Here is a 25,324-nt window from a genome sequence, read left to right on the forward strand (position 1 = left end):
ATACCCATGGTCACGGTTCGCGCGGCACTGGCTTGGCGCTGCCGGGACCGGCGGCTACAGTGATCCGCACTTCAGGGGAAATTTGCATGGCCGGCAAGGCATCGCCCATCGGACTGCGGACCTGGGTCTGGATCCTGGCGGGGTCGTTCGTGGTCTGTACGCTGCCGTTGATGGCCATCGCGCTGGTCCAGGGCACGCTGCGCTACAGCGCTGCCGAGGACAACCTGGTCAGCCTGCGCCAGCTGCGCCAGACCTTCGACCTGGCCAACCTGGTCTCGGCCGAACGCGGCCCGGCCAACAGCCTGCTCGGTGCCGACCCGGCCGATGCCAGCGAGCATGCGCGGCTTACGCTGCAGCTGGCGGTGGTGCGCAGGCGTGTGGACACCGCGCTGCAGCAGCTGGATGCCGTGTTCACGGCTGATCCGGGCGTGGTGGATGAGCATGGGATGCTGGCAGACGCGCAACGTCGCCTGCAGTCGGCACGCGCGGGCGTGGACCGGGTGGCAGCGCAGCCGCGCGACGCACGACGTGTCGAAGACGTGGAGCGCGCGATCAGCGGCATGTTTGCCGTGGTCGACCGCCTGCACCTGCTGACCTCGGCACAGATCAACGTACTGGTCCGGGCCGACCGCGAAGCGGCGATTCCAGCCATGCAGGGCCAGGTGCTGATCGACCTGCGCGAACACGGCGGGCGTCTGGCCTCCAACGTGATGGCGCCGGTGGCGGTACCCGGTGCCTGGCGCAACGAACAGGTGCGCGCGGCGCTGCAGACCGAGGGCCGCCTGCTGGAACTGTGGCGGCTGGCCGGCAGCCACGAATCGGTGTTCCGCAGTGATCCGACGCTGTCCTGGCATTGGGATATGGCGCGCCGGCAGTTCTTCGGCGAGTCACTGCCGATGATCGAACAGCTGATCGACGACGGACGGCGTGGCCTGCCGCCGCCGTGGACCGCTGCCGAGTTCACCACGCGCTACGTGCCGACCCTGCAGTCGCTTGAGGCGCTGCGTGACGGTTACCTGAGTGTGTCCATCGCCAGGTTCGAGCACACCCGCAACCGGGAGGCCACGCGGCTGGCGGTACTTCTGGCCACCGCGCTGGGAACCCTGGTGGTACTGGGTGTGGCGCTGCGTATCGCGCATCTGCAGATCCTGCGACCTCTGCTGCAGGCACAACGGCAGGTGATCCAGATTGCCTCCGAAGCGCCTGGGCCCGAGCAGCATGTCACCCATCCGCTGGCCGAGATGCAGCGCCTGTTCGATGCGATTGAAGTGCTGCGCGAGAAGTCGCGCGAACGCTCGGCGCTGACCAGCGAGCTGCGCCAGCTGGCCGGCACCGATGAATTGACCGGACTGCTGAACCGTCGCGCGCTGGAGGAACTGGTGCAGCAGCGCCACGACGAGGGGCGGATGAGCGCAGTGGTGATCCTGCTGGACGTTGATCGCTTCAAATCGATCAATGATGGTCATGGCCACGATGCGGGTGATGAAGTGCTGGTACAGGTGGCGCAACTGCTGCAGCGCCATCTTCGCCGCAGCGACAGCATTTCCCGCTATGGTGGCGAGGAGTTCCTGGTGCTGCTGGCCGACGGTGACCTGGCCGCTGGCCGACAGCTGGCCGAATCGCTGCGGCTTGCGCTGCAGCAGCTGGACATCGTGGTGGCCGGCGGTACCGTGCTGCGGGTGACCGCCAGCTTCGGCGTGGCCCGCGGTGCTACCGACGCCTTGGGCTGGCGGACCCTGCTGCGTGCCGCCGATGCGGCCATGTACCAGGCCAAGGCGCAGGGTCGCGACCGCGTGCGGGTCGCCGGTGGTGGGCGCATTCCACGCTGAAACATCATGTTCATCGCTGGCGCACGCATGGCTGCCTAGACTGGACCTTCGACCATTTGGCAGGAGCGCATCATGACCGTTCGCCCCGTCGTTGCTGCAGCGCTGCTGGCCGGGATGCTGGCCGGCTGTACCTCCACTTCGTCGCAGACCGCTGCGGATGCGCCACGCCACCCCTCGGTTGCCGCCGACCTGAGCCCGGTGCCGGCTTTCACCGGCGGCGGTGCGGGTTGGAGCATTGAGATCGCCTCCACCGGCCAGGGCAACCACGATGCCAGCCTCAGCGCTGACGGCCGTACCCACAAGGGCACGCTGCGCTATCCGGGGCAGCCGGCCGATGCACCGAGCTCGCTGATCGTGCTCAACGGCGAGCTTGGCCAGCAGCCCGCCATCGTCGAGATCAAGCGTGAGTCGTGTCGCACTGCCGAAGGTGTGGACACCCTGGCCAGCGTGCAGGTGACGATGGAAGGGCAGCCGCAGCGCCGCGGTTGTGGCCACCTGGCCGTGTACTGATCCTGTGCGCCGTCGTGCTTGAGATTCCAACCCTGCACACCGTGCGCCTGCGGCTGCGTCCACAGCAGTTGGATGACTTCGGCGTCTATGCCGCGTTCCTGGCCTCGCCGCGTGCGCGGGGCATGGGCGGGCCGTTCGGTGAGGTGGCGGCGTGGGGGCAGTTCTGCCATGACCTCGCCAGCTGGCATCTGTTCGGCCATGGCGCGTTGATGATCGAGCGTGCCGATACGGGAGCCTGCATCGGCCAGGTCGGGATCAATCATGGCCCGCTGTTCCCGGAAAAGGAACTGGGCTGGCTGCTGTATGACGGCCATGAAGGGAAGGGCTTCGCTACCGAAGCGGCCGGCGCGCTGCGCGACTGGGCCTTCGTGGTGGCGCAGCTGCCGACCCTGGTCAGCTACATGGCATCGGACAACCTGGCGTCGCAGGCCGTTGCACAGCGGCTGGGCGGCGTGCTGGACGATCACGCCGTGCGCAGTGATGCCGATGATCTGGTGTATCGCTACCCGCGCTGACGCCTAGCTGCCCGTGGCCGGGGCCTGTACCGTGCGGCCGAGCGCCTTGGCGACGCCTTCGCGCTTCTCGATCAGGAATTCCATCAGGGCGCGCACGCGTGGTGGCATCTGCTCGCGCGAAGGCACGTACAGGTAGAAGCCGGGGAACGGTGCCGACCACGCCGGCATCAGGCGGACCAGGCGCCCATCGGCCAGCATCGGCTGCAGTGACAGATCGATATGCTGCATCACGCCCAATCCCTGCAGCGCGGCGCGGATCATGCCCTCATCGTCGTTGGTGACATAGCGTCCGCGCGGTTCCACTTCAAAGTCATGACCGGGCTGGCCCGGCGTGCTGAATTCCCAGGCATAGACCCCGCCGCTGCCGGTCTGCCGGTAGCCCAGGCACTCGTGGGCGGCCAGTTCGGCGGGCGTGGTGGGCGTGCCATGGCGGGCCAGGTAGGCCGGCGAGGCGACCACCACCATTTCCAGCATCGGCGTGACCGGCACGGCGATCATGCCTTCGGCCAACCGCTCGCCAAGGCGGATGCCGGCGTCACAGCCGTCGGCAACGATGCTGGACAGGCCGTCGTCCATCACCAGCTCTATGCGCAGCTCGGGGTAGCGCGCGAAGAACTCCGGTAGATGCGGTTCGATCAGCGTCTTGGCAGTCAGGCGCGCGGTGTTGATGCGCAGCAGGCCGGACGGAGCGTCATGGCTGGCGCGCAGGTCGCGTACTGCGGTTTCGATGGTGCTCAGCGATGGCCGCAGTGCGTCGAACAGGCGCTGGCCTTCCTCGGTGAGCGACATGTCACGGGTGGTCCGGTGCAGCAGGCGTACCCCCAGCTGTTTCTCCAGGGTCTTCAGGCTCTGCGACAACGCCGGGCGCGAGACCCCCATCTCAACGGCCGCTTTGGTGAAGCTGCGGTGGTGGGCGATGTGGGCAAACCAGGCCAGCTGGGGCAGCAGGGCCGGGTTGATCGGGCTGGGGGCGCTCATGGGGCTCGGTCGGCAGGACGGCGGGAGAAGATGGCGGCACAGGTTGTCGCTATTTGGTAATTGCAGCTTACTACTTTGGTTGTGATTAGCCGCTTTTTCGGCCCCAATCCCGGGTCTATCGTGCTTGCAACGGCGACACCCGTCGCCTCCCGCCGCTATCGAGGAGCCGCAGCATGGAAACCATCAACATCCAGAATCCGGACATGGCCTGGCCGATCGCCGCCGACCTGCATTTCCCGCCGGACTTCGACCGCAACCGGGTCTATCCCGCGATCATCAGCATGCATCCGATCGGCAGCTGCAAGGAGCAGACCGCCGGCAACATCTACGGTGAGGCCCTGGCTCGCGAGGGCTACGTGGTGATCGCCTATGACGCCAGCTTCCAGGGCGCCAGCGGTGGCGAGCCGCGTCGGGTCGAAGACCCGACCCAGCGCGTGGAGGATGTACGCCGCGTGGTCGACCATCTGGTCACCCTGCCGTACGTGGATGCCGAACGCATCGGCGTACTGGGCATCTGTGGCGGTGGTGGCTACGCGATCAACGCCACCATGACCGAGCGCCGCATCAAGGCGGTCACCAGCATCACCGGTGTCAACTTTGGCCGGCTCAGTCGTGAGGGCTTTGGCGGATTCGATCCGATCGGCACGCTGGAGGCCATCGCTGCCCAGCGCACCGCCGAGATGCGCGGCGGCGAGGCCCGTGTGGACCTGTTCCTGCCGCCTTCGGTGGAACAGGGGCGCGCCGCCGGCATCACGGATATCGATGTGCTGGAGGCCACGGACTATTACCGCACGCGCGAGCCGCAGCCCAACGGCGTGGTCAGTGCGCTGTTCTCGCATCGCGGTGCAGCGGTGGGCTGGGATGCCTTCCACCTGGCCGAAGTCCTGCTGACCCAACCGTTGCTGGTGGTGATCGGTGACAAGCCGGGTGGCTTTGGTGCCTACCGCGATGGCCTGGAGATCCATGGCCGTGCGGCGTCGAAGCACAAGCAGTTGAAGGTGGTGGAAGGCTGGTCGCATTACGACCTGTATGACAAGCCGGAGCCGGTGCGCGAGGCCCTGTCAGCGGTCGTTCCCTTCTTCAAGCAGCACCTGTGAGCTGATGTGGCAGGTGGTGCCGGCCACGGGCCGGCATCATCTGTACGCGGAGTACTCCGCCCAGTCATCGAGATCGGCCAGTTCCGGCGCCAGCGCATGTTCGACCGCGCGGCGCAGCAGTGCCGGCGCGACGTAGTGCCGGTGCGCGGCATCGATCAGCGCCATGTACAGGCGGCCGAACGCATTGCGGGTCTGCACGCGCGAGCCGAGGCTGATCTCGACGTGGCCATCGGCACAGCGCTGCACCCGCACGCTGCTGCGGAAGCGCAGGTGGCGATCATCGGCACCGAGCAGCACTTCGGCGCAGGTGTCCCCGTCATCGATGTGCGCGTCCAGCACCGGGTAGCGACCGGCGAACAACCGGCTGCGGTCGGTCGACAGCAGTGACGATACAGGGCAGCCGAGCGGCGACGTACGCAGCCGCAACGGCGCCACGAGGCGGTTACGCAGTGCCATCAGGTGGCCCACGCCGGTAGGCGGATTGCGCAGGAAGCCTTCCAGTACATCGGCCAGCAGTACCGACGCGGAGTGATGCGCGACCTGCGCGCTGTCCAGGCACAGCGTGGTCTGGTCCTGGTAGTGGCTGTGCGGCAGCGCAGTGGCCAGCAGCCCGTCGCTGTGTGGTGCCTGCGACTGGACCGGGTAGGCCGGTGTGGCGCGTTCGACGAACCCGCGCAGCGGCCGCAGTGGAATCCGGCGCAGCGGACCGAGCAGGGCACGGGTACGCGCACACAGCCGGGCACGCAGGCTGGGGGGCGCAGCCTGCAGCGACAGCTGCAGCAGTGGCGCTGCCGAGAGTGCCGTGGCCGATGGCCAGTGGGTATCGGGCAGTACCTCGGTCAGGCTGGGGATATCGGCCGCATTGCGTTGAACCTGTGCACGGGCGTGCTCATCCATCGCCCCGGCCAGCTCATTGCTGTGGCAGGACAACGCGAACAGCGCCGGATGTGTGCGATGGTTCGATGCGAACTGGTGCCACGTGCCGCCGCCGAAGCGCACGGTGAACAGGCAGTCCGGTGGAATGCGGATGCGCCGCAGCGTGCGTGCGAAGGCAGCGGGATCGCGCGCCAGCTGCGCGTCGGAGGCGGTGGCGAAGCGCAGCTCGGCGCCCGCGCTTCCGGCGATGGCGGTGAACGTGCGCGGGCCTGCATGGCGATGAAACGGGTGACCACCGGCACCGACGGTGAAGCTGTACAGCGAGGAGGCGTCGCCCTGCTGCAGATGCATGCCGCCCAGTCGCGCCGAAGGCTCGTCCAGCGCATCGATGAAGGCCGGGTGGTGGCGCTGGCGCTGGCTGGCGTCGGTCACCAGCGCATCACCGGCACCGATGCCGAGCTGCGCGATCAAGGTGACTTCGGTCGGGCTTCCGCCCTCCTGCCCCGGAAGCTGCACCCCTGGAAACGAACGGCGGTCGCGGGTCGAACCAGGCATGGTCATGCTCCTTGGCGGGGCGGTTCAGCGGGCTGGGGACTTGCGGCGCGCGCGTGCTTCGCGCTTCAGCGGGCCGCCGACCGGACACACTTCGGCTGCCCAGGAAAACAGCGTGTTGGCCAAGCGGTCGGGCACCTGCCGGAAGTAGACGAACTGGCCGCGCTTCTCGCGTTCGATCAGGCCGGCTTCCTCGAGGATGCGCAGGTGGCTGGACAGCGCCGGCTTGCTGAAGTCGAAGCGTTCGGCCAGCTCGCCCGCGCTCAGCTCACCGGCGCTGAGATAGGCCAGGATCTGGCGGCGGGCGGTGGAGGCGAGGGCTTCGAAGATACGGTCCATGGCGAGCTAATTAACTAATTCGTTAACTGATACTCCTCCCGCCAGCGGCGGCTGTCAAGCCATGACCCGTTGCGCGTGGCGCCCGGGCTTTGCCATCCTCCCTGCTGTTTTCCGTAGCGTGGAATCCCGATGCGTCCTGTGTTCTGGCTGGCTTTGGCCCTGCTGCCCACCCTGGCGGTGGCGCAACCTGCGCGTACTGCAAAGGCCAAGGCCCCTGCGCAGGATCCCTTCAGCGAGCTGTTCGATACTGCCTGCATGCAGCACATCGGTGCCCCGGCGCGGTTGCAGTCGCTGATGGAATCCAATGGGCTGTCGCCGTTGCAGCCCGCCGAAGCCGCGACGCTGTTGCAGGGGCAATCGGGCGTGGCCTGGATGGTGCCTCTGGCCAGTGGCCGCTATGCGGTGAGCTGGGCTGACGATGGCACGTGTACGGTCTACGCCGAAAAGGCCGACGCGGCGGTCGTGCAGAAGGGATTCGCCCGGTTGGTGCAGGCCGCACCGAAGCCGTTGCAGGTGCGGTCGCTGCCAGGGCGTGGGCCGCTGTCGGCCGATCAGGTGGCCATCCAGTACGGCTGGGCCACGCCGGGGCAGGGCAAGCTGCAGGTGCGATTCCGCCTGGTCACACGGCAGGCGGCCGAAGCCGGCGTGCAGGCGATGGCCTCGGCGGCCCCGGGCGAAGCGATGCTGGCGCAGGGCGCGCCTGGGCCCTGAAGGGCCCACGCTCGCGATTCAGCCTTTCACGCGGCAAGTGGTATATCGTTTATCGATAAATCCACCCGGGGCGGCGAGGCCACCCCAATGCCGGAGGCCGCTTGACCGCTCGTCCCGCCCGCGCCAGACCCGCGCGAGGCTTGTTCACCCTGGCCCAGGCCGCCGTACAGGCGGTGCGGGCGATGTGCTGGCTGGGCATCCTGGCCGCACTGCTGGCCGTGCCGCTGGTCGCCCACGACCGCAGCTGGCTGCTCGACAGCATCCACGACGCTGATGCCGCTGCCGTGCATGGCAGCGACCTGTTCCTGCATTTCTGCCTGGGCCTGGGCGCGATCGTCGCGCTGCTGGTGCTGTGCCTGATGTTCCTGCGCCACCTGCTGCGGCTGTTGAAGTCGGCGGCGCGCGAGCGGCCGTTCACCCACGCCAATGCACAGCGCCTGCAGCGCATGGCCTGGCTGATGCTGTCGATGGAGGTGCTGTCGATCCTGATCGGCGCCTACGCCGCCTGGATGGGCCCGGACTTCACCTGGATGGAGGTGGGCGGCGGCATGTCGATCACCGGTCTGGTCGCGGTGCTGATGCTGTTCGTGCTGGCACGCGTATTTGCCGTGGGTGCGGCAATGCGCGATGACCTCGACGGTGTCATCTGATGGCGATCGTCATCACCCTGGACCGCATGCTGCAGGAACGGGGCATGACCCTGTCCGAGCTGGCCGGGCGCATCGACATCACCCTGGCCAACCTGTCGATCCTGAAAACCGGCAAGGCGCGCGCCATCCGCTTTTCCACACTTGATGCGATCTGCCGTGAGCTGCAATGCACGCCCGGTGACCTGCTGGGGCATGACCCGACGCAGGCGCAGGACGCTGACTGAGTGTTTCCCCTTCTCCCTTACCTACTGACGAAACGGACCTGAAATGGAATGGTTGGCTGACCCCTCGATATGGATGGGCCTTGCAACCCTGGTCGTGCTGGAGATCGTTCTCGGCATCGACAACCTGGTGTTCATCGCGATCCTGGCCGACAAACTGCCGCCGCACCAGCGTGACCGCGCGCGGGTGATCGGCCTGGCGCTGGCCCTGCTGATGCGGCTGGTGCTGCTGGCCGCGCTGGCATGGATCATGAAGTTGACCGAACCGCTGCTCACGCTGTTCGACCACAGCTTCTCCGGGCGTGACCTGATCCTGCTGGGCGGTGGTCTGTTCCTGCTGTTCAAGGGCACGATGGAACTGCACGAGCGGCTGGAGGGCCGCGAGCATCACGAGGATGGCAAGAAGGTCTACGCCAGCTTCGCGATGGTGGTGGCTCAGATCGTGGTGCTCGACGCGGTGTTCTCGCTGGACTCGGTGATCACTGCGGTCGGCATGGTCGACAACCTGGGCGTGATGTATGCCGCGGTGACCATCGCGATGGTGCTGATGCTGGTGGCCAGCAAGCCGCTGACCCGTTTCGTCAACAAGCATCCTACGGTGGTCGTGCTGTGCCTGGGCTTCCTGTTGATGATCGGTTTCAGCCTGGTGGCCGAAGGCCTGGGCTACAAGATTCCGAAGGGTTATCTGTACGCGGCGATCGCCTTCTCGATCCTGGTTGAAGCCTTCAACCAGTGGGTGCGCTTCAATCGTGAGCGCAACGAGCGCCGCCAGCCCTTCCGCCAGCGTACCGCCGACGCCGTGCTGCGCATGCTGGGCGCGCGCCCGGCCAATGGCCACGACGACGAAAACGCTGACGAACACGTCGATGCCGAAGAGCGGTTGCAGCCGGCCGAGCACGAGATGATCCGCAGCGTGCTGGGCCTGGCTGATCGCCCGGTGTCGAGCGTGATGACCGTGCGTGCCGACGTGCAGTGGATCGACCTGGCACGTGGGCAGGAGGATGTGGTGGCACGCCTGGTGGCATCGCCGCACACCCGCCTGCTGGTGGGTGATGGCGACCTGGACAGCCTGCGCGGCGTGGTGCAGAGCCGCGACCTTCTGGCCGACCTGCTGCAGGGCAGGCCGCTGCAGCTGGAGGGCAACCTGCGCGAGCCGCAGTACGTGCTGTCCAGCGCCAGCGCACTGCAGGCGCTGGAACTGATCCGCCAGCACCCGGTGCCGTTGGCGGTAGCGGTGGACGAGTACGGCAGTGTGGAAGGCCTGGTGACCGCCAACGATCTGCTGGCGGCCATTGCCGGTGACCTGGTCGACACCCAGGACGAGCGCTATGGCGTGGAGGCGCAGGGCGAGAACCAGTGGGAGGCCGACGGTGCGCTGACCCTGGACGACCTGCAGCGCCTGGCCGGCGTCTCGCTGCCACGCAGTGCCGACTACATGACCATCTCCGGTCTGGTGCTGGAGCGTCTGGGGCGCCTGCCGGACATCGGTGACACGGTGGAGATCGCGGATGTACGCATCACCGTACTGGCAATGGAGAAGCGTCGCATCGCCCGCCTGCGGGTGGAACGCATCGGGCTTTCGTAGAGTCGAGCCATGCTCGACTGGCCCTCTGTAGAGTCGAGCCATGCTCGACTGCTTCCTGAGCAGCCGGGTACGGGCCCGGCTCTACACAACACTGCCGGCAACCGTCACCATGGCGGGCCCGCTTTCTTTCCAGGATGGTTGCAGTGCTGAGTACGATCGGTTTGTTGATGGGCCTGTATGTGGCCTGGCGCCTGTTCTGGCCACTGCGCATGCCCATCTGGATGAAGGTCGTGCTGTCGCTGCTGCTGGTGAGCGTTGCCGTGCAGCTGCGCATCGTCGCCATGTTCTGGGGCACGATGGCCTCGCCGGAAATCCCGAAGCTGGCCATCGCCTCGTTGGCCACGGGTTCGACTGCCGTACTGCTGCTGGCGCTGTTCCTGCTGGTGCTGGACGCGGGCCTGTTGGTGTCGCGCATCCTGCGCAGGCCACGTGCTGTATCGGCGTTGCGCGCGCCGAAGCTGCGCCCGGCGGCGGGTGTACTGGCGCTGCTGGTCAGCGCCTATGGCGTCAGCCAGGGAATGGCGGTGCCCAAGCCCAGGCAGATCGAGGTGAGCATCGCCGGGTTGCCGGCCGGGTTCGACGGCTATCGCGTGCTGCAGCTGACCGACATCCATGCCAGTCGCCTGCTGACCGGCGACTGGGTGCGCAGGGTGGTGGAGGAGAGCAACGCACTGAAGCCGGACCTGATCGTGATCACTGGCGATCTGATCGACGGCAGTGTCGAGGCCCGTCGCGACGACGCGCGTCCGTTGGCCGATCTGCAGGCGCCGGATGGCGTCATTGCCATCACCGGCAATCACGAGTACTACGCGCAGTACCAGGACTGGATGCAGGCGTTCCGCGCGCTGCACATGCAGGTGCTGGAGAACAGTCATCTGCAGGTACGACGCGGTGACGCGGCGCTGACCATTGCCGGCGTCACCGACCCGGTGGCCGCACGCTACGGTCTGCCGCTGCCGGACCTGGAGGCCGCGCTGGCTGGCGCCGATCCGGGCGCGCCGGTGATCCTGCTCGACCATCGCCCGCGCAACGCACGCGAGGCTGCCGCGCGTGGGGTGAAGCTGCAGCTGTCCGGGCATACACATGGCGGCCAGATCATTGGCATGGACCAGCTGGTGAAGCGCGCCAATGGCGGTTATGTGTCCGGGCGTTACGAGGTGGATGGCATGACACTGTACGTGAGCAATGGTGCTGGCCTGTGGGCCGGTTTCCCGGCACGCATCGGCGTTCCTTCGGAGATCACCCTGATCACCCTGCGCCGCGCCCTGTGACCCCTGACAAACCACAGGGAAGGAACCATGTCCCATCCCCGCGCACCCATGGAACGACTGATCCGCGCCAATGCGGACGAGATCAATCGGCTGCGCCAAGCCATCCGCGAAGCCGCTGGCGCGCGCTGGCGTGGCCCGGAAGAAATGCAGCGGCACACAGCAGCCTGCGCGGAATACAACCAGCGCTATGAACAGCTTGCTTTCCCGGGTGGCTACGCCAACGCGCTGAAGAAACTGGCTGAGCAGGATCCGAATACGGTGGATGTCGTGCTGACCTTCCTTGAGGTGCGGCCCTACTTCTTCCGTTCCGGATACATGTGGAAGACGCTGCTGAAGCGTGTGCAACGGGCACCGATGGGTGTGAAGCAGCAGGCCCGGATGCAGAAGATCCTCGATGCCTACGCTGCCTATCGCGCCACACGTGACGGCTGATGGGGACGACATGATGGGGTCAGATCCCTTCGCCTTTGGCAAAGGGATCTGACCCCGGCCCGTCAGGCCGCTCGCAGCGGCGGCCGCGCATGCGCACTTCGACGCAGCGCTTGCGCCCGCTTGGCGATCCAGCGCACCACGAAGGCGGTGAACAGCAGCGCCGACGGCACCGCATACCAGAAGTTGCCCGGCACGCGCTTGAAGTACGAGTAGGTGAAAACCGCCGCGATGATCCACATGCCGGTGACGTGCAGGCGACGCCAGGCCGTGGGTCCCATGCGCCGGGCGAGCCCCCGATGCGAGGTGATGGCCAGCGCCAGGATGGCGATGTAGCCCACCGTGCCCGGGAGGTTGGCCAGCGCTGAGCGTGCTGGCCAGAATGCCGGGTTGAGGATGCCGAAACTGGTGATGGCGATGGCATGCAGCAGGTGCGAGAACGCGAAGGACAGGCCGATGATGCGCCGTTCGCGCAGCAGGAACCGGGTGAACGGGCTGGGCAGAAGGCTGGCGAACGACGATGCCGTGAACGCTGCCAGGAACAGCAGGAACGATGTGCGTGCAGTGACCCGGATCGCTGCTCGGCTGCCCTCGGCCACATCGGCATGCAGGGCGAACGCGCCCAGCGCGAAGGCGATCAGTACCGCCGCGATGGCCACGAACAGGCGCCAGCCGTGCAGCAGGGGGGGATTGGAAACGGCCATGATCAAACCTCGAAGTAGGGGATGGGTAGTGCCGGCGGCTGGCCGGCCAATGAAGGGGTAGTGCCGGCCGCTGGCCGGCACCTTCAACAGTCGTTCGGCACAACCAGCACGCCCGCCGCGCACAGCTCGCCCAGAACGGGCAGGCAGACCACGCGCAATGCGTCCGTTGCCACGCCATGTGTTTCGGACAGCACCTGAAGTGCCTCATCCACCGGCGCGCCGTCGTCACCGAAAACCGACAGCAGCGCGTAGGCCGGCGGTGACAGTTCCTCGGTCTGCAGGCTGAAATCGGCGAGGCGCTGGATCACCAGCAGCGTGGGAGCCGTGCTCAACACCGGCTCCAGCGCCCCGTCCTCATGTACTGGCCACTGGTAGCCAAGCACCCGCACCAACGGCGAAACCGCCAGCACATCATTGCCTACGGGAGCGCGCTGCAGCGGCCGCCCGCCGTCACGCGTTTCAATGTGCAGCGACTGCTGCGTGCTCTCGTAGTGCGCCAGTTCTGCTGCCCAGCCCGGCAGTGCCAGCGTGTCCTGCACTGCCAGCCAGGCCGCGAACTCGCCGGCGATCCGTGGGAACAACGGGGTGTGACAGATGTGGCTGGCGTAGTAGTGCTCCACGATGTCGCGCCAGCGCGACGTGCCCAACTGTTGCTGCAGTCGCGGCAGGCTGCTGGCCAGCAGGGTGTCCAAGCTGTCGATGCACAGGCGGCGGTAGACCGCCATCCGCCGCGCCTCGATGCCATCGGGTGCGGTCTTTGCAGGGTCGCGCACATGATCGGCCCAGCGCCGTTGCAGGGTCGCCAGCGACTCAGCCATGGGCCACCTCGGGCCAACGTGCCTCGGCCTGCGCTTGGCGGATCTGCCCGACCTCGGCCAGCAATTCGGCAAGCGGGGGGAAGTTGAAGTCGCGTTCGAGCAGCGTGGGGCGAACGCCCACCCGCGCATAGGCCTCGCGCAACAGTGCCCAGACCACGCCTTTCACCGGTGCACCATGGGTATCGATCTTGAAGCCATCGTCTTCATCGAAGTGGCCCGCCACATGCAGCGAGGCGACGCGGTGGGCCGGCACGCGGGCCAGGAATTCGAAGGCGTCATAACCATTGTTGCAGGCGTTGACGAAAACGTTGTTGACGTTCAGCAGCAGGTCGCAGTCGGCTTCGGCGAGCACGGCGTTGATGAAGTCGATCTCGCTCATGTCCGCGCCGGCAACGGCGTAGTAGGAGATGTTCTCCACGGCGATGCGTCGGCCCAGCATGTCCTGCACCTGGGCGATGCGACCGGCGATATGGTGAACGGCCTCGGCGGTGAACGGCAGCGGCAGCAGGTCGTAGACGTGGCCACCGGCAGCGCAGTAGCTCAGGTGTTCGCTGTACAGCTGCACCTGGTGCAGGTCGAGGAAGGCACGCGTCTGGGCCAGCAGGGTGCGGTCCAGCGGATCAGGACCGCCCAAAGAAAGCGACAGGCCGTGGCAGGTCAGGGGGTGGCGTTCGCTCAACCTGCGCAGCGCTGCACCGTGTGCACCGCCGACGCCGATCCAGTTGTCGGGCGAAACTTCGAGGAAGTCGATGGCACCGGCCGGCATGGCCAGCAGTTCGTCGATCAGGCCACGACGCAGGCCAAGACCGGCGGCATTGGAAGGCAGGGGCAGGGTCATGACGGTTGCTCCAGGGAGAGGGCGCCGCCTCGGATGCGGCGCCGGTTGAACGTCGATCAATCGGCGACGCGGGAGAACAGGCCCTTCGGCATCGGCTTGCCGTTGGCGGTGTAGACGCTGCGCAGGTAGTCGTGCGCTTCCTGCTCGCTGATGTAGCCGTCGTGGTCGGTGTCGATGCGGTCGAACTCGGCGGCACGCTTGGCGGCCACGGCGTTGAACTCGGCACGCGAGACCCGGCCATCGTGGTCGCGGTCGGTTCGGGCAAACGAGGCGTCGCCGCACTTGCCTTCGCCACACTGGCCCTCGGCCACCTTGGCCTTGCCGGCGGGCTTGCCGGTGGCGGTCTTGTTGGCCCCGCACTTGCCTTCACCGCACTTGCCTTCGGCGGCGGCGCTCATGGCCACGGCACTGATCGCCAGTGGCTGGATCGCCGCAGCCTGGCCGGCCAGCAGCAGGCCACCGGCCAGGGCGATGCCGACGGCACCGATGCGCGGCAGGCGGGAGGAGAGGGTGTTCTTGGTCGAGACGGACATGGTGGTGACTCCTTGGGAATGCACGCGGGGCGTGCGGGATGGACGCCGCTTGAAGGCGACGGAAACGAAGGGAAGAAGCGCGGTGAAGGGGCGAAGCGGATCAGGCGTTGCGGCGACGGCGCAGTACGTAACCCACCAGCAGCACACCACCGAACAGGGCGCCGCCGAAGCCGATGCCGGGCAGCAGCGCGGCAACCGGCAGCAGCAGGGCGATCAGGCTGACGCCCCAACCCAAGCCGTCATTGCCAACGGGGGCGTGCTGTGAGCCGGCCAGCAGTCGGTCCACGCTGAGTGCGCCACCGCCGTTGAGGATCAGTGGCAGCAGCATGGCCAGGAACAGCAGCGGCAGCTTGAAGTTGCCGTAGCCCTGGTCGGTGATCGCATAGCCCTGCCAGAGTTCGCCCAGGCCGTTCCATTGGTCGGGCCAGTGCACGGCGGCGATGGCGACCACGGTCAGCACCCAGAACACATAAGCCACCGAGCGCGTGGCCAGGCCGAGCAGCAGCATCACTGCACCCACCAGTTCCAGCCAGGTGGCCAGCTGCCAGTTCAGTGATGCGGGCAGGGTGGAGAATGGGAATGGGAAGCGACCTTCCAGGTCGGCGAACCAGTTCTGGCCGCCCAGCTTCTCGCGGCCGGATTCAAAGAACTCCCAGGCCAGCAGGGTGCGCAGCGCCAATGGCGAGAGCCAGCGGCCGACGGCGTCCAGGCGGGGGGTATACACGGAAGAGGCGGTGCTGATCATGGTGGTGTCCTGCGGGCCAGTGGGCGATGGAGGCCATTTCAGGCGGCGCAGGTATCGGCAACGTGTGCCGTTGCCCGGGGTTTTGTCAGCGACTGTGGCTGCGGCCGGGGTTTCGTACAGTCAGATACAAAGACGATGCGTTGACGCACATCGGGGCGTTGCGCGCCCCCGTGCGGGGAGCGATATCCACCCGGTAGCGCCCGGCCAGGCACGGCACCCGAATGTATCCCACTGTAGAAACCCGCCTGCGCCCTACAGTCCGGTACAACTCCGCGCCGCGGAGAAACAGCGGCGATACACCGGCAGGCGGAAATGGCCACTCCCAACACCGGAGTGCCACCCATGATCCGTACCTCGTTGCTTGCCGCTGCTCTCGCCCTTGCCGGCGCCGCCGCCCCCGCCTTCGCCAGCCAGGCCGATACCGCTGCACCGCCCACCGTCATCCTGGTGCACGGCGCCTTCGCCGATGGCTCCAGCTGGAGCAAGGTCATCAGTACCCTGCATGACTGGAAGCTGCCGGCGGTGGCCGTACAGAATCCGCTCACCTCGTTGGCCGACGATGTCGCCGCCACCCGTCGCGCGATTGCCGCCGCACCCGGCAAGGTGGTGCTGGTCGGCCACAGCTGGGGTGGCACGGTCATCACCGAAGCGGGCAATGACCCGAAGGTGCAGGCGCTGGTGTACGTGGCGGCCTTCGCACCGGATGCAGGGCAGTCTTCGGCGCAACAGGGCGAAGGTTTCCCGGTCGGTCCGGGCCTGGCCCAACTGCAGGAAAGGGATGGCTACCTGACGTTGCCGGCTGATGCCATCGCCCAGGACTTCGCGCCGGACGTGATGAAAAAATCGGCCGCACTGCTGTACAGCACGCAGGTCCCGTTGAAGGCCAGCGCGCTGGGCGAGGTGGTGAACGTTGCGGCGTGGCGCAGCAAGCCGAGCTGGTACGTGCTCAGCCGCGATGACCGCATGCTGTCGCCGCAACTGCAGGCCGCGACCGCACGTCGCATCGGTGCACAGCTGCAATCGATCGGCAGCAGCCATGTGTCGCTGCTTTCGCATCCGGCGCAGGTGGCCGACAGCATCCTGGAAGCGGCAGGGGTGAAGCCGGCGGAACTGCCGCTGGCCGAGCAGGGGGGCTGAGCGATGGCCGCACTGCGAGGGTACGCATTGCCGCTGTTGCTGGGGCTGCTGGGCGGAGCGGCGTTGCTGCTGGCATGGCCCGGTGCGGATGCCGGCGCGCAGCCGCTCGATGCCGCACCGATGGCGGGGTTCGACGGTGGCGGGCCCTGGCACAACAGCCCACCGCTCACACTGAAGCAGTTGCAGGGGCAGGTGGTGCTGGTCGAGTTCTGGACCTACACCTGCAGCAACTGCCTCAACGTGGCGCCCTATGTCCACCAGTGGCATGCGCGATACGCGTCGCAGGGCCTGAGGGTGATCGGCGTGCATACACCGGAATTCGCCTATGAAGGGCTGCCCGGCAACGTGCGCAAGGCCATCGTACGGTTGGATATCACCTGGCCGGTGGTGCAGGACAACCAGTACCGGATCTGGAACGCGTGGGGCAACCGCTTCTGGCCCGCGCTGTACCTGCTCGACCGGCAGGGGCGGGTGGTCTACCGCCATTACGGCGAGGGCGACTACGCACGTACCGAAAGCGAGATCCAGCGCCTGCTGGCCAGCCCCTGAGCCGCGCTACCATGGCCGCGCCGCGCGGCGCTGTCCCCCTGCCTTCATCGAGAACGCAATGAACCATGTACCGCACATCCTGGTCGTCGACGATGACAGCGAGATTCGCCAGATGCTGGCCGACTACCTGCAACGCAACGGCCTGCGCGTGAGCCAGGCCGACGGTGGCCGGGCCATGCGCGCGCTGATGGATACCCATGCCGTGGATCTGGTGGTGCTGGACGTGATGATGCCGGGCGAGGACGGCCTGAGCCTGTGCCGCAACCTGCGCGCCGGCAAGCATCGTGCGGTGCCGGTGGTGCTGCTGACCGCCCGCGACGACGAGACCGACCGCATCATCGGCCTGGAAATGGGCGCTGACGACTACGTGACCAAGCCCTTCTCTTCGCGCGAACTGCTGGCACGCATCAATTCGGTGATCCGCCGCACCCGGATGCTGCCGCCGAATCTGCAGGTGAGCGAAGCAGGTCGCCAGCTGGCCTTCGGCGAGTGGCGCCTGGACACCACCGCACGCCACCTGCTGGATGCGCAGGACACCGCCTATCCGCTCAGTGGCGCCGAGTTCCGCCTGCTTCGCGTGTTCCTCGATCACGCCAATCGGGTGCTCAGCCGCGACCAGCTGCTCAGCCTCACCCAGGGCCGCGATGCCGAACTGTTCGATCGCTCGATCGACCTGCTGGTCAGCCGCGTGCGGCAGCGCCTGGGTGACGACGCACGCGAGCCGACCTACATCAAGACCGTGCGCAGCGAAGGCTATGTGTTCAGCGTGCCGGTGCAGTTGCTGGGACCGGACGAATGAACACCACCGCACGCCGTCCACGCTGGCCGCGCACGCTGTCGGCGCGGCTGCTGCTGGTGTTGCTGGGCGGACTGGCCCTGGCCCACGCACTGTCCTTCGGTCTGCTGTTCTTCGAACGCTACCAGTCCACCCGCAGCATGATGCTGCGCAACCTCGATGAAGACGTGGCCGTGAGTGTCGCGCTGCTGGAGCACCTGCCCGAGGACCAGCGCGATGCCTGGGTGCCGCGGCTGGAGCGGCGCACCTACCGTTACCTGCTGCGCCCGGCTGCGGCTGGGCCGGGACTGCAGACCGATCGTGCACGCCAGGTCACGGCGATCATCGACGACAGCCTGCAGCACCGCTATCCGTTGCAGGCGCGCCAGGTGGCTCGCCTGCCGGAGCGGTTCGAGGTGGAACTGCGCCTGCACGACGGCACACCCTTGACCATTGAAGTCACTCCGTCGGGCCTGCCGCTGGCACGTTGGCTGCCCGCCGTGCTGCTGGTGCAGCTGGCGCTGCTGCTGGTGTGCGCGTGGTTGGCGGTGCGCCTGGCCATGCGCCCGCTGCAGCAGCTGTCGCATGCGGTGGAGCATCTGCAGCCGGGCAAGGACGGGCCTGCACTGCCTGAAGACGGCCCTGCGGAAGTGGGCGGCGCGGCGGCCGCACTCAATGCACTGCAGGCACGCATTCGTGGCCATGTCAGTGAGCGCCTGCAGATCCTGGCCGCGATCTCGCACGACCTGCAGACCCCCATCACGCGCATGAAGCTCCGGGTGGAGACCCTGCCTGAAGACAGCACCCAGCAGCGGCTGCTGGCCGACCTCGACCACCTGGGTCAACTGGTGCGTGAGGGCGTGGCCTATGCGCGCAGCAGCCACGTCGCCAGTGGCGCGCCGGTGTCGATGGACCTGGGCGCGTTCCTGGCCAGTGTGGTCGGCGATTACGAGGACATGGGCAAGCCGGTCAGTGGTGGTGCGCCCGCTGGACTGGTCGTGCAGACCTGGCCGCAGCCTCTGCGCCGGGTGGTCGGCAATCTGGTCGACAACGCGTTGCGCTACGCCGGTGCCGCCGAGATCGAGGCGGGCCGCGATGAGGCCGGAAGGGTGTGGATCGGAATTTCCGACCGTGGCCCCGGCATTCCCGAGGGCCAGCTGCAGGCAGTGCTGGCGCCGTTCCACCGGCTGGAAAGCTCGCGCAATCGCGATACCGGCGGGACCGGCCTGGGCCTGGCCATCGCGGTGCAGCTGGCACAGTCGCTGGGCGGCTCGCTGCGGTTGCACAACCGCGAGGGGGGCGGCCTGCGGGCGGAGCTGCAGCTGCCGGGGTAATTGGCGCGGTCAGAGCATCCACGCACGGCGCGGATCTATGGCAATCCTGCCCGGCCCCGGGATCGGCGATCATCTGCAGGGAGTGTCGAAACCAGGAAACACGCAATGCAGGGAGCGCATCATTCAATCCGGCGTCCGCGCCACGTCGCGCTGCTGATTGGTCTGCTCGCGCTGGCGGCATGCCAGCGCACAACGGATGCGCCGACCGGAGCACCCGCAGCGGGCACACCGCTTGCCGCCCCGGCCATGGCAGAAGACCTCTCTCCGCTGCTCGATGCGCTGCCGAGCTGCGCGCTGGACGGCTGGTACATCGACGTTCAGACCGATCGCCCGGCCCATCCCTGGCTGGCCGCGAATGCGCCGAAACCCTGCAAGGTGGACGAAGAGAGCGAGATCGCCACGTTCTGCGTGCAGGGGCAGTGGAAGGGGCTGCCGGTGGAAGAGGTGATCCTCCCGACGATGACGTTCGTCTCGCTCCGTGGGACCAGGATTGCCTTGCCGTTGGAGAAGGCGCGTTCAATCGCCCGCCAGCACCTGGGGCAGGACTTCCCGGGTGGCGCGGCTTACGAAGCGGGCCGTGAGCCGAAGCTGTTGGCCGACCCGGAGGATGCGCAGCGTTCGTGGCTGCTGTGCAGCACGCCGGAGCCGGGAGATGACGCGGGCAGCCAGGCAGACGTGAGCTATTCCGGCATGAACCTGCCCTACGACCACGACGGTTGCAGCTACCGCTACAGCCCGGTCGACTTCTGCGATGCGCGGCACCGGGCCGCCATTGAAGAAGCTCTCCAGCATCAGAAGCCCAATTTCAACCAGCACTATCTGCTGGTACAGGTCGATGATCGTCCCGAGTACTTCCAGCGCACGCTGGTGCTGGTCGACACCCGCACCGGACGCGCCACGCCATTGCCGATCGATGCCTTCACCGGCCCGGCGGGGAAGGGCGGAGACGCCACCGGCTACGGGACACTGGAAACGGGTGTGGACCAGCAACAGTTCTGCCTTGATGGTGCGTTGCTGGTCTACCGCGTGTTCGAGGAAGGACGCTTCTGCTTCGGCTTTGACGGTGAGCGATTCACCGGCCATGAAACCCAGTACATGCAGGCGACGGACAGCCGATGACCGGTATTTCACCCCGGCCGTGACATCCTCCCCGAACCTGCGCAACCGGGATCGAGGCTGTTGAAGGCGAACACGCAATGACTGCCGAGCGGCAGCGCTCGATGTGGGTGGCCGGCCTGTCCACGGTGGTGGAGTGGTACGACTTCACCTTGTATCTGTACTTCGCCACGGTGCTGTCGCGGGTGTTCTTCGGTGGTGGCGAGCAGGCGCTGCTGGTCACCCTGGCCGGCTTTGCGGTGTCCTACCTGATGCGCCCGCTGGGCGCACTGTGCTTCGGCCACCTGGGGGACCGGCTGGGCCGGCGCTGGATGCTGCTGGCGTCGATGGCCTTGATGGCAGCGGCGATGCTGGCCACCGCGCTGCTGCCGACAGCGGCCACGGCGGGCACTACGGCGGGCGCGCTGCTGTTGGTACTGCGCTGCGTGATGGCATTTTCGGTGGGCGGTGAGTACACCGGCGTGGTGGCGTACCTGCTGGAAAGCGCGCCGGTGCGGCGACGCGGGCTGGTGACCTCGCTGGCATCGGCGGCCAGCGAGGTGGGCGCGCTGCTGGCGGTGGCGATCTCGGCGCTTACGGTTGCGCTGCTGCCCACCGCGCAGCTGGACAGCTGGGGCTGGCGCATTCCGTTCTTCTTCGGTGCCGCGCTGGCACTGGTGATCCTGGTCGCGCGCTCGGGCATGCACGAATCGCCGGAGTTCGAACGCCAGCGTCGCGAGGGCAGTATTCCGGCTACGCCGCTTCGCCACGTATTGCGTAACCACCCACTGGCGGTGGCACGCACCTTTGCGATCTCGGCGCTGGGCTCGATTACTTATTACGTGGGCATCACCTATGTGCCGGCATTCCTGCATGCGCAGGGTCATGACGAAGGTGATGCACTGTGGCTGTCGACGATTGCGGCAGTGGCGGTCATTGCGATCACGCCGTTGTGTGGCGCATTGTCCGACCGCGTCGGGCGACGGTCGATGCTGTTGGGCCTGACCGTGCTGGCGGCGCTGCTGCCGCTGTCCCTGTTCGCGTGGATGGCACAGGCGACGGCGCTGGGCATCGCGCTGGCGGCGGTGCTGCTGGCCTGTGTAGCCGGTGGCGTGAGCGCGGTGGCGGCCCCGGCTACGGCCGAGCAGTTCCCGGGCGAGGGCCGGGTCAGCGGGTTGGCACTGGGGGTGACCATGGCCACCGCCTTCTTCGGCGGGGCAACGCCATGGCTGGCGCAATGGTGGGTGGAGCGCAGCGGCTGGGCAGCGGCGCCGGGCGCGATGATCGCGCTGGTGGCGGTGCTGGTGCTGCCGGTGCTGTGGACCCTGCCCGAGACGGTCCCGGGCAGGGCCAGGCGCTAGCGGGTCAGACCTTCAGGGTCTGCTCGATGTCGGCCAGTACCGCGGCCGCATCCACGCCGATGGCAATCGACTGCACCACGTGGCCATCCCACACGCTGGGACCGAACGCCAGGCCTTCCGGCTTGGGAATGGTCATGCCGCGGGCGACACCGTCGGTGGCCACGCGCACGCTGGCGCGCTCGAACTGGAACAGCTCCGGGCGGGTCAGCGCGATGCACGCGCAGCAGTCGTGCACGACCATGCCCTTGTGGCCGGCCTGCAGGTAGAAGTCCACGTAGTCCTGCGACAGCGCACGCACCAGCTCGGCGTCGGCACCGCCGATGGCAGCCAGCGTGTCCAGGCCGTCACGGTCCATTTCCACGCGGGTGGTCACGTCCAGACCGATCGCAGTAACCGGCCAGCTGGCGGTGAACACCACGTCGGCGGCTTCGGCGTCGCCCCAGATATTGGCCTCGGCGGCCGGGGTGATGTTGCCGTTGACGTGGAAAGCGCCACCCATGATCACCACGCCGCGCACCAAGCCGGCGATGTCCGGGACCTGCTGCAGCGCCAGGGCCAGGTTGGTCATGCGGCCGACCGCGACCAGGGTCACCTCGCCCGGATGGGCGCGGACCAGGTCGATGATCAGCTGATGGGCCGGGCGCGCATCGGCGGCCACGTCCAGGCTGGCCGGCACCGGGTGATTGCCCAGGCCGTTGTGGCCGTGGATGTGCACCGGCCAGGCTTCCGGGGTGGCTTCCGGCTGCAGCGGGCCACCGGCACCGCGCGCGACCGGAGCGGCAAAGCCCCAGGCCTGCTTCAGGTACAGCGCATTGTGCGTGGTCGACTCCACCGAGGCATTGCCGAAGGTGGTGGTGACGCCGATCAGGTCGATCTGGGCGTGCTTGTGCAGGTACAGCAGGGCCAGGGCGTCGTCGACGCCCGGGTCGGTATCGAAAATGACTTTCAGCATGTTGTTGTTCTTCTTCTTCCGTGTGGTGCGGGGGGCGCCGGCGGCCACGGGGCAGGCCGGCGCGCCCTACATTGTCCCATCTTCATGACAGGCAGGGCCATTGCCGGGGTGGCAGGCCATAATGCCCCCAGTCCAGGCACGGAGTCGCCGAATGCTGATCGTTGCCCTTCTGCTGGTCCTGCTGGTGCTGGGCCTGAACGTGGTGGCTACCGTGGTGATCGTCAGGCGTGATGGCCTGTCGGTGGGCGGCCGGACGGTGCAGTTGCTGCTGATCTGGCTGCTGCCGCTGGTCGGTGCGATCCTGTGCATGGCAGTGGCCACTGCCGATGGCTCACCCGCGCGGAGCGATGGCAGTGGCGGTGGGCCCGCCGATTTCTCCGGCGGCTATTCCGGGGACAGCCACAGTCATCACAGCTACAGCAGCTCCGACTGTGGAAGCGACGGCGGCAGCAGTGACGGTGGTGGTGGCAGCTGCAGCGATTGAGGTCTGTGTAGAGTCGAGCCATGCTCGACTGCACTTCGCTCCAACGCCGCGGTGCCTGATCGAAAGGCAGTCGAGCATGGCTCGACTCCACAGAACAGCGGTTGGCTGCGGCCGGTAGTGCCGGCCGCTGGCCGGCAACCTCAACAGCTCAGCCGCCGCCTTCGGTCGGCAACGGCGCCGGTACGTTCAGCAGCCCGCCTGCCGCCACATAGGCGGCCAGTGCCTGGCCCTGGCTCAGCAGATGGCGTTCCATGGTGCGTTCGGCAGCCTGCGCGTCGCGGCGGCGGAAGCACTCCATCAACTCGCGGTGTTCGGCCAACGACTGCGCGGTGCGGCCCGGCGTCAACAGCTGGCGGCCACGGTGCATTTTCAGGATGCGGTGCAGGTCGTGGGTGATGCGGATCAGCCACGGGTTGCCCGCGTAGTGCTGCACGGTTTCGTGGATCAGGTAGTTGTTGCGGTAGTACTCGGCGATGTTGCCCTCGGCAGCCGCTGCTTCCATCGCTGCATGCAGGTCTTCCAGCTGCTGCACGCCGGCGTCGTCGATGTGCTTCACCGCCTCATGCGCGCAACGGCCTTCCAGCATCGCCATCACCGGGAACAGCTGGTTGAGGTCTTCCAGCGTCAACCGGGTGACCCGGCTGCCACGACCGGCATCGATCTGCACCAGGCCTTCGGCGGCCAGCAGCTTCAGCGCCTCGCGCAGGGGCGTGCGGCTGATGCCCAGTTCTTCGCACAGCGCGGGCTCGTCGATCCATTCTCCCGGCGGCAGCCGGTAATCGTAGATGCGCTCGCGCACGTGTTCGGCCACCTCTTCGTACAGAGGTGCGCGCTTCTTCGGTGACCGCGGGGCAGGGGCAATGGCCATGGTGGAAGTGTACCGCCAGGTAGTGCCGGCCGCTGGCCGGCAACCCATGATTGCTGGATGGCTTCATGAGAGTGCCGGCCAGCGGTCGGCACAAACCCCGGGGGGGGAACAGCCGCCCCGCCCCCCCAACACCAGCCAGGCCAGCAGCGGTCCGAGCGCAACCACCAGGCCGCTGTAGACCAGGAAGCGGCGGAACAGGGTCTCGCGCTCTTCCTTCGCGGCCGAGGCCACCACCAGTGCGCCATTGGTCGAGAACGGGCTGACATCGACGATGGTGGATGACACCGCCAGCGCGCAGATCACGCCGGCGGCGCTGAGGTGGCCCTGCATCAGGAACGGCACCGCCAATGGGATCGTCGCGCCGAGTACCGCTGCCGACGAAGCGAATGCGGAGACGATGCCGCCGACGTAGCAGACCAGCAGCGCACCGAGCAGCGGGATGCCGATGTCGGACACACCGTTGCCGATGAAGTCCACCGCGCCGGCATGTTCCAGCACGCCGATGTAGGTCACCACGCCGCAGATCAGCAGCACGGTGGACCAGCTGATGCCATCGACCGCACCCTTCTGGCTCTGCGGGGACAACAGCGCCAGCGCCACCGCCACGGTGATCGAGACCAGGCCGACGTTGAGGTTGTAGATCAGCGCGGCCACGCCCAGGCCGAGCAGGCCGATCAGGGTGAACAACCGCTCGCGGGTCAGGTTCACCGCATCCAGTGCCACCGGATCATTGCTGAGCGTGCCGCCGCCTGCCGCGACCAGCGCGCCATGACCTTCGATCGCGAACTGGCGCGACGACGCCTGCGGGCCACCGGCCATCGCCAGCTCGGCATTGCCGAGTGTTCCTGCTGCGGTGATCGAGCCACGGCGCAGCAGGGCGATGCCACCAAAGGCGAAGAAGCAGATCGTCGCCATCATGAAGTTGAAGCCCAGACTGGTCAGGAACACCGCCATCTCGGTCACTTCCAGCCCGGCTTTCTGCACCACGCCATTGGTGATGCTGCCGTACACGCTGATCGGCGAGAAGCCGCCCGCCTGCGCACCATGGATGACCAGCAGGCCCATCATCAGTGGATTGATGTTGTACTGCTTGGCAAAGCGCAGCGCGACCGGGCCGATGATCGCGACCGCCGCGGGGCCCAGTGCACCGAACGCAGTGAGGACCGCGGTGATCACGAACATCACCCACGGAATGGCCACGATATGGCCGCGCACCGCTTTCACTGCCCAGTGCACCAGCAGGTCGATGGTGCCGTTCTTCTGCGCGATGGCGAACAGATAGGTAATGCCGACCAGGGTCAGGAACAGATCGCCGGGAAAGCCGGCCAGGACCTCCTTGCCGCCCATGTCGACCCACAGTCCGCCGATGATGAAGGCCAGCGCGAAGGCGACGGCACCCATGTTGATCGGCATCGCGGTGGCGACGATGAACATGATCACCAGACCGATGATCGTTGCGATTTGTGGACTCATGCGCCCTCCCAGACACGTGACTCACGTACAGCGCGGATGGAGACCCGCCATCCCGGGGTAAGGCGACGTACTGCGTGTTGCGTGATACGTACTGC

At 67.2% G+C, this 25,324-nt stretch carries 28 protein-coding genes; 17 read left to right on the forward strand and 11 right to left on the reverse strand.

Translation table 11 applies throughout. From position 1 onward, the window contains the following. Positions 1 to 86: 86 nt before the first annotated feature. The 3 genes from V3B48_RS08835 (at position 87) to V3B48_RS08845 (ending at position 2,854) form a co-directional block, all read left to right on the forward strand. Positions 87 to 1,829: a GGDEF domain-containing protein gene (locus V3B48_RS08835; protein WP_032127635.1), complete on the forward strand. Its 1,743-nt coding sequence runs from the start codon at positions 87 to 89 to the stop codon at positions 1,827 to 1,829. 72 nt (positions 1,830 to 1,901) lie between these two features. Then, positions 1,902 to 2,339, forward strand: a complete 438-nt coding sequence (locus V3B48_RS08840; RefSeq protein ID WP_032127634.1) for a hypothetical protein — start codon at positions 1,902 to 1,904, stop codon at positions 2,337 to 2,339. A gap of 14 nt (positions 2,340 to 2,353) precedes the next feature. Further along, positions 2,354 to 2,854 (forward strand): GNAT family N-acetyltransferase, encoded by a 501-nt coding sequence (locus tag V3B48_RS08845; protein WP_032127656.1) that lies wholly within the window; start codon positions 2,354 to 2,356, stop codon positions 2,852 to 2,854. 3 nt (positions 2,855 to 2,857) lie between these two features. On the opposite strand, the gene V3B48_RS08850 is transcribed toward V3B48_RS08845, so the two are convergent. After that, positions 2,858 to 3,832, reverse strand: coding sequence for a LysR family transcriptional regulator (locus V3B48_RS08850; protein WP_049443813.1), 975 nt, complete (start codon positions 3,830 to 3,832; stop codon positions 2,858 to 2,860). A 173-nt stretch (positions 3,833 to 4,005) separates the two neighbouring features. Here V3B48_RS08850 and V3B48_RS08855 point away from each other — a divergent pair, with 173 nt between their 5' ends. After that, positions 4,006 to 4,929 carry an alpha/beta hydrolase gene (locus tag V3B48_RS08855; protein ID WP_032127632.1) on the forward strand — a complete coding sequence of 308 codons (924 nt, stop codon included), beginning with the start codon at positions 4,006 to 4,008 and terminating at the stop codon, positions 4,927 to 4,929. 36 nt (positions 4,930 to 4,965) lie between these two features. Here the strand turns inward: V3B48_RS08855 and V3B48_RS08860 are convergent, their stop codons facing one another. Together V3B48_RS08860 and V3B48_RS08865 are read right to left on the reverse strand one after the other, a co-directional pair. Beyond that, the gene (locus V3B48_RS08860; RefSeq protein WP_329893553.1) at positions 4,966 to 6,360 is read right to left on the reverse strand and encodes a DUF2867 domain-containing protein; all 1,395 of its coding nucleotides are present in this window, start codon (positions 6,358 to 6,360) and stop codon (positions 4,966 to 4,968) included. 24 nt (positions 6,361 to 6,384) lie between these two features. Beyond that, entirely contained in the window at positions 6,385 to 6,696 is a 312-nt protein-coding gene (locus tag V3B48_RS08865) for a metalloregulator ArsR/SmtB family transcription factor (RefSeq protein ID WP_004147836.1), read from the reverse strand. Between the two features lie 129 nt (positions 6,697 to 6,825). Between V3B48_RS08865 and V3B48_RS08870 the strand changes: the two genes are divergently transcribed. From V3B48_RS08870 to V3B48_RS08895, 6 genes are all read left to right on the forward strand, one after another. Continuing rightward, entirely contained in the window at positions 6,826 to 7,407 is a 582-nt protein-coding gene (locus tag V3B48_RS08870) for a hypothetical protein (RefSeq protein WP_049398870.1), read from the forward strand. A gap of 182 nt (positions 7,408 to 7,589) precedes the next feature. Further along, positions 7,590 to 8,057 (forward strand): DUF2975 domain-containing protein, encoded by a 468-nt coding sequence (locus tag V3B48_RS08875; protein WP_032127655.1) that lies wholly within the window; start codon positions 7,590 to 7,592, stop codon positions 8,055 to 8,057. Continuing rightward, positions 8,057 to 8,281, forward strand: a complete 225-nt coding sequence (locus V3B48_RS08880; protein WP_010483459.1) for a helix-turn-helix transcriptional regulator — start codon at positions 8,057 to 8,059, stop codon at positions 8,279 to 8,281. The genes V3B48_RS08875 and V3B48_RS08880 overlap by 1 nt, the downstream gene beginning before the upstream one ends. A 43-nt stretch (positions 8,282 to 8,324) precedes the next feature. Continuing rightward, entirely contained in the window at positions 8,325 to 9,863 is a 1,539-nt protein-coding gene (locus tag V3B48_RS08885; protein WP_180837924.1) for a TerC family protein, read from the forward strand. Positions 9,864 to 9,997: 134 nt separating this feature from the next. After that, the gene (locus V3B48_RS08890; protein WP_329893554.1) at positions 9,998 to 11,134 is read left to right on the forward strand and encodes a metallophosphoesterase; all 1,137 of its coding nucleotides are present in this window, start codon (positions 9,998 to 10,000) and stop codon (positions 11,132 to 11,134) included. A gap of 27 nt (positions 11,135 to 11,161) precedes the next feature. Further along, a complete protein-coding gene (locus tag V3B48_RS08895; RefSeq protein WP_329893555.1) occupies positions 11,162 to 11,566 on the forward strand; it encodes a hypothetical protein in 405 nt (134 codons plus the stop codon). Positions 11,567 to 11,628: 62 nt separating this feature from the next. On the opposite strand, the gene V3B48_RS08900 is transcribed toward V3B48_RS08895, so the two are convergent. The 5 genes from V3B48_RS08900 to V3B48_RS08920 all read right to left on the reverse strand — a co-directional run bounded on the left by V3B48_RS08900 (position 11,629) and on the right by V3B48_RS08920 (position 15,201). Then, complete coding sequence (locus V3B48_RS08900; protein WP_329893556.1) at positions 11,629 to 12,267, reverse strand: ferric reductase-like transmembrane domain-containing protein; 639 nt, start codon at positions 12,265 to 12,267, stop codon at positions 11,629 to 11,631. An 83-nt stretch (positions 12,268 to 12,350) separates the two neighbouring features. Further along, a complete protein-coding gene (locus V3B48_RS08905; protein ID WP_329893557.1) occupies positions 12,351 to 13,085 on the reverse strand; it encodes a putative DNA-binding domain-containing protein in 735 nt (244 codons plus the stop codon). After that, the gene (locus V3B48_RS08910) at positions 13,078 to 13,923 is read right to left on the reverse strand and encodes a DUF692 domain-containing protein (protein ID WP_329893558.1); all 846 of its coding nucleotides are present in this window, start codon (positions 13,921 to 13,923) and stop codon (positions 13,078 to 13,080) included. Before V3B48_RS08910 ends, V3B48_RS08905 begins: the two co-directional genes overlap by 8 nt. 56 nt (positions 13,924 to 13,979) lie before the next feature. Beyond that, the gene (locus V3B48_RS08915) at positions 13,980 to 14,456 is read right to left on the reverse strand and encodes an EF-hand domain-containing protein (protein ID WP_049422760.1); all 477 of its coding nucleotides are present in this window, start codon (positions 14,454 to 14,456) and stop codon (positions 13,980 to 13,982) included. Between the two features lie 100 nt (positions 14,457 to 14,556). After that, the gene (locus tag V3B48_RS08920; protein ID WP_329893559.1) at positions 14,557 to 15,201 is read right to left on the reverse strand and encodes a DoxX family protein; all 645 of its coding nucleotides are present in this window, start codon (positions 15,199 to 15,201) and stop codon (positions 14,557 to 14,559) included. Positions 15,202 to 15,543: 342 nt separating this feature from the next. Between V3B48_RS08920 and V3B48_RS08925 the strand changes: the two genes are divergently transcribed. The 6 genes from V3B48_RS08925 (at position 15,544) to V3B48_RS08950 (ending at position 21,452) form a co-directional block, all read left to right on the forward strand. Continuing rightward, entirely contained in the window at positions 15,544 to 16,338 is a 795-nt protein-coding gene (locus V3B48_RS08925) for an alpha/beta hydrolase (RefSeq protein ID WP_285302470.1), read from the forward strand. A 3-nt stretch (positions 16,339 to 16,341) separates the two neighbouring features. After that, positions 16,342 to 16,887: a redoxin family protein gene (locus tag V3B48_RS08930; protein ID WP_121503940.1), complete on the forward strand. Its 546-nt coding sequence runs from the start codon at positions 16,342 to 16,344 to the stop codon at positions 16,885 to 16,887. 58 nt (positions 16,888 to 16,945) lie between these two features. After that, the gene (locus V3B48_RS08935) at positions 16,946 to 17,686 is read left to right on the forward strand and encodes a response regulator (RefSeq protein WP_285302468.1); all 741 of its coding nucleotides are present in this window, start codon (positions 16,946 to 16,948) and stop codon (positions 17,684 to 17,686) included. Beyond that, positions 17,683 to 18,996, forward strand: a complete 1,314-nt coding sequence (locus V3B48_RS08940; protein ID WP_071227777.1) for a HAMP domain-containing sensor histidine kinase — start codon at positions 17,683 to 17,685, stop codon at positions 18,994 to 18,996. The genes V3B48_RS08935 and V3B48_RS08940 overlap by 4 nt, the downstream gene beginning before the upstream one ends. 105 nt (positions 18,997 to 19,101) lie before the next feature. Next, positions 19,102 to 20,115, forward strand: a complete 1,014-nt coding sequence (locus V3B48_RS08945; protein WP_329893578.1) for a hypothetical protein — start codon at positions 19,102 to 19,104, stop codon at positions 20,113 to 20,115. Between the two features lie 77 nt (positions 20,116 to 20,192). Beyond that, positions 20,193 to 21,452 carry an MFS transporter gene (locus tag V3B48_RS08950; protein ID WP_329893560.1) on the forward strand — a complete coding sequence of 420 codons (1,260 nt, stop codon included), beginning with the start codon at positions 20,193 to 20,195 and terminating at the stop codon, positions 21,450 to 21,452. 4 nt (positions 21,453 to 21,456) lie between these two features. Here V3B48_RS08950 and V3B48_RS08955 read toward each other — a convergent pair whose 3' ends face one another. After that, entirely contained in the window at positions 21,457 to 22,404 is a 948-nt protein-coding gene (locus V3B48_RS08955) for a nucleoside hydrolase (protein ID WP_329893561.1), read from the reverse strand. Between the two features lie 151 nt (positions 22,405 to 22,555). Between V3B48_RS08955 and V3B48_RS08960 the strand changes: the two genes are divergently transcribed. Beyond that, positions 22,556 to 22,888: a hypothetical protein gene (locus tag V3B48_RS08960; protein ID WP_329893562.1), complete on the forward strand. Its 333-nt coding sequence runs from the start codon at positions 22,556 to 22,558 to the stop codon at positions 22,886 to 22,888. Between the two features lie 148 nt (positions 22,889 to 23,036). Here V3B48_RS08960 and V3B48_RS08965 read toward each other — a convergent pair whose 3' ends face one another. Both V3B48_RS08965 and V3B48_RS08970 read right to left on the reverse strand, forming a co-directional pair. Beyond that, complete coding sequence (locus tag V3B48_RS08965; protein WP_012510388.1) at positions 23,037 to 23,756, reverse strand: GntR family transcriptional regulator; 720 nt, start codon at positions 23,754 to 23,756, stop codon at positions 23,037 to 23,039. A gap of 63 nt (positions 23,757 to 23,819) precedes the next feature. Further along, positions 23,820 to 25,229 (reverse strand): SLC13 family permease, encoded by a 1,410-nt coding sequence (locus V3B48_RS08970; protein ID WP_329893563.1) that lies wholly within the window; start codon positions 25,227 to 25,229, stop codon positions 23,820 to 23,822. Between the last annotated feature and the right edge of the window lie 95 nt (positions 25,230 to 25,324).

It is taken from the genome of Stenotrophomonas sp. SMYL20, from assembly GCF_036320045.1.
Lineage (GTDB): Bacteria > Pseudomonadota > Gammaproteobacteria > Xanthomonadales > Xanthomonadaceae > Stenotrophomonas > Stenotrophomonas maltophilia_A.

Excerpts from the sequence above, each read along its gene's own strand:
- V3B48_RS08835 (WP_032127635.1), top strand. The coding sequence starts at position 87 with ATGGCCGGCAAGGCATCGCCCATCGGACTGCGGACCTGGGTCTGGATC.
- V3B48_RS08840 (WP_032127634.1), top strand. The coding sequence starts at position 1,902 with ATGACCGTTCGCCCCGTCGTTGCTGCAGCGCTGCTGGCCGGGATGCTG.
- V3B48_RS08850 (WP_049443813.1), bottom strand. The coding sequence starts at position 3,832 with ATGAGCGCCCCCAGCCCGATCAACCCGGCCCTGCTGCCCCAGCTGGCC.
- V3B48_RS08855 (WP_032127632.1), top strand. The coding sequence starts at position 4,006 with ATGGAAACCATCAACATCCAGAATCCGGACATGGCCTGGCCGATCGCC.
- V3B48_RS08860 (WP_329893553.1), bottom strand. The coding sequence starts at position 6,360 with ATGCCTGGTTCGACCCGCGACCGCCGTTCGTTTCCAGGGGTGCAGCTT.
- V3B48_RS08865 (WP_004147836.1), bottom strand. The coding sequence starts at position 6,696 with ATGGACCGTATCTTCGAAGCCCTCGCCTCCACCGCCCGCCGCCAGATC.
- V3B48_RS08870 (WP_049398870.1), top strand. The coding sequence starts at position 6,826 with ATGCGTCCTGTGTTCTGGCTGGCTTTGGCCCTGCTGCCCACCCTGGCG.
- V3B48_RS08875 (WP_032127655.1), top strand. The coding sequence starts at position 7,590 with ATGTGCTGGCTGGGCATCCTGGCCGCACTGCTGGCCGTGCCGCTGGTC.
- V3B48_RS08880 (WP_010483459.1), top strand. The coding sequence starts at position 8,057 with ATGGCGATCGTCATCACCCTGGACCGCATGCTGCAGGAACGGGGCATG.
- V3B48_RS08885 (WP_180837924.1), top strand. The coding sequence starts at position 8,325 with ATGGAATGGTTGGCTGACCCCTCGATATGGATGGGCCTTGCAACCCTG.
- V3B48_RS08890 (WP_329893554.1), top strand. The coding sequence starts at position 9,998 with ATGGTTGCAGTGCTGAGTACGATCGGTTTGTTGATGGGCCTGTATGTG.
- V3B48_RS08895 (WP_329893555.1), top strand. The coding sequence starts at position 11,162 with ATGTCCCATCCCCGCGCACCCATGGAACGACTGATCCGCGCCAATGCG.
- V3B48_RS08900 (WP_329893556.1), bottom strand. The coding sequence starts at position 12,267 with ATGGCCGTTTCCAATCCCCCCCTGCTGCACGGCTGGCGCCTGTTCGTG.
- V3B48_RS08905 (WP_329893557.1), bottom strand. The coding sequence starts at position 13,085 with ATGGCTGAGTCGCTGGCGACCCTGCAACGGCGCTGGGCCGATCATGTG.
- V3B48_RS08910 (WP_329893558.1), bottom strand. The coding sequence starts at position 13,923 with ATGACCCTGCCCCTGCCTTCCAATGCCGCCGGTCTTGGCCTGCGTCGT.
- V3B48_RS08915 (WP_049422760.1), bottom strand. The coding sequence starts at position 14,456 with ATGTCCGTCTCGACCAAGAACACCCTCTCCTCCCGCCTGCCGCGCATC.
- V3B48_RS08920 (WP_329893559.1), bottom strand. The coding sequence starts at position 15,201 with ATGATCAGCACCGCCTCTTCCGTGTATACCCCCCGCCTGGACGCCGTC.
- V3B48_RS08925 (WP_285302470.1), top strand. The coding sequence starts at position 15,544 with ATGATCCGTACCTCGTTGCTTGCCGCTGCTCTCGCCCTTGCCGGCGCC.
- V3B48_RS08930 (WP_121503940.1), top strand. The coding sequence starts at position 16,342 with ATGGCCGCACTGCGAGGGTACGCATTGCCGCTGTTGCTGGGGCTGCTG.
- V3B48_RS08935 (WP_285302468.1), top strand. The coding sequence starts at position 16,946 with ATGAACCATGTACCGCACATCCTGGTCGTCGACGATGACAGCGAGATT.
- V3B48_RS08940 (WP_071227777.1), top strand. The coding sequence starts at position 17,683 with ATGAACACCACCGCACGCCGTCCACGCTGGCCGCGCACGCTGTCGGCG.
- V3B48_RS08945 (WP_329893578.1), top strand. The coding sequence starts at position 19,102 with ATGCAGGGAGCGCATCATTCAATCCGGCGTCCGCGCCACGTCGCGCTG.
- V3B48_RS08950 (WP_329893560.1), top strand. The coding sequence starts at position 20,193 with ATGACTGCCGAGCGGCAGCGCTCGATGTGGGTGGCCGGCCTGTCCACG.
- V3B48_RS08955 (WP_329893561.1), bottom strand. The coding sequence starts at position 22,404 with ATGCTGAAAGTCATTTTCGATACCGACCCGGGCGTCGACGACGCCCTG.
- V3B48_RS08960 (WP_329893562.1), top strand. The coding sequence starts at position 22,556 with ATGCTGATCGTTGCCCTTCTGCTGGTCCTGCTGGTGCTGGGCCTGAAC.
- V3B48_RS08965 (WP_012510388.1), bottom strand. The coding sequence starts at position 23,756 with ATGGCCATTGCCCCTGCCCCGCGGTCACCGAAGAAGCGCGCACCTCTG.
- V3B48_RS08970 (WP_329893563.1), bottom strand. The coding sequence starts at position 25,229 with ATGAGTCCACAAATCGCAACGATCATCGGTCTGGTGATCATGTTCATC.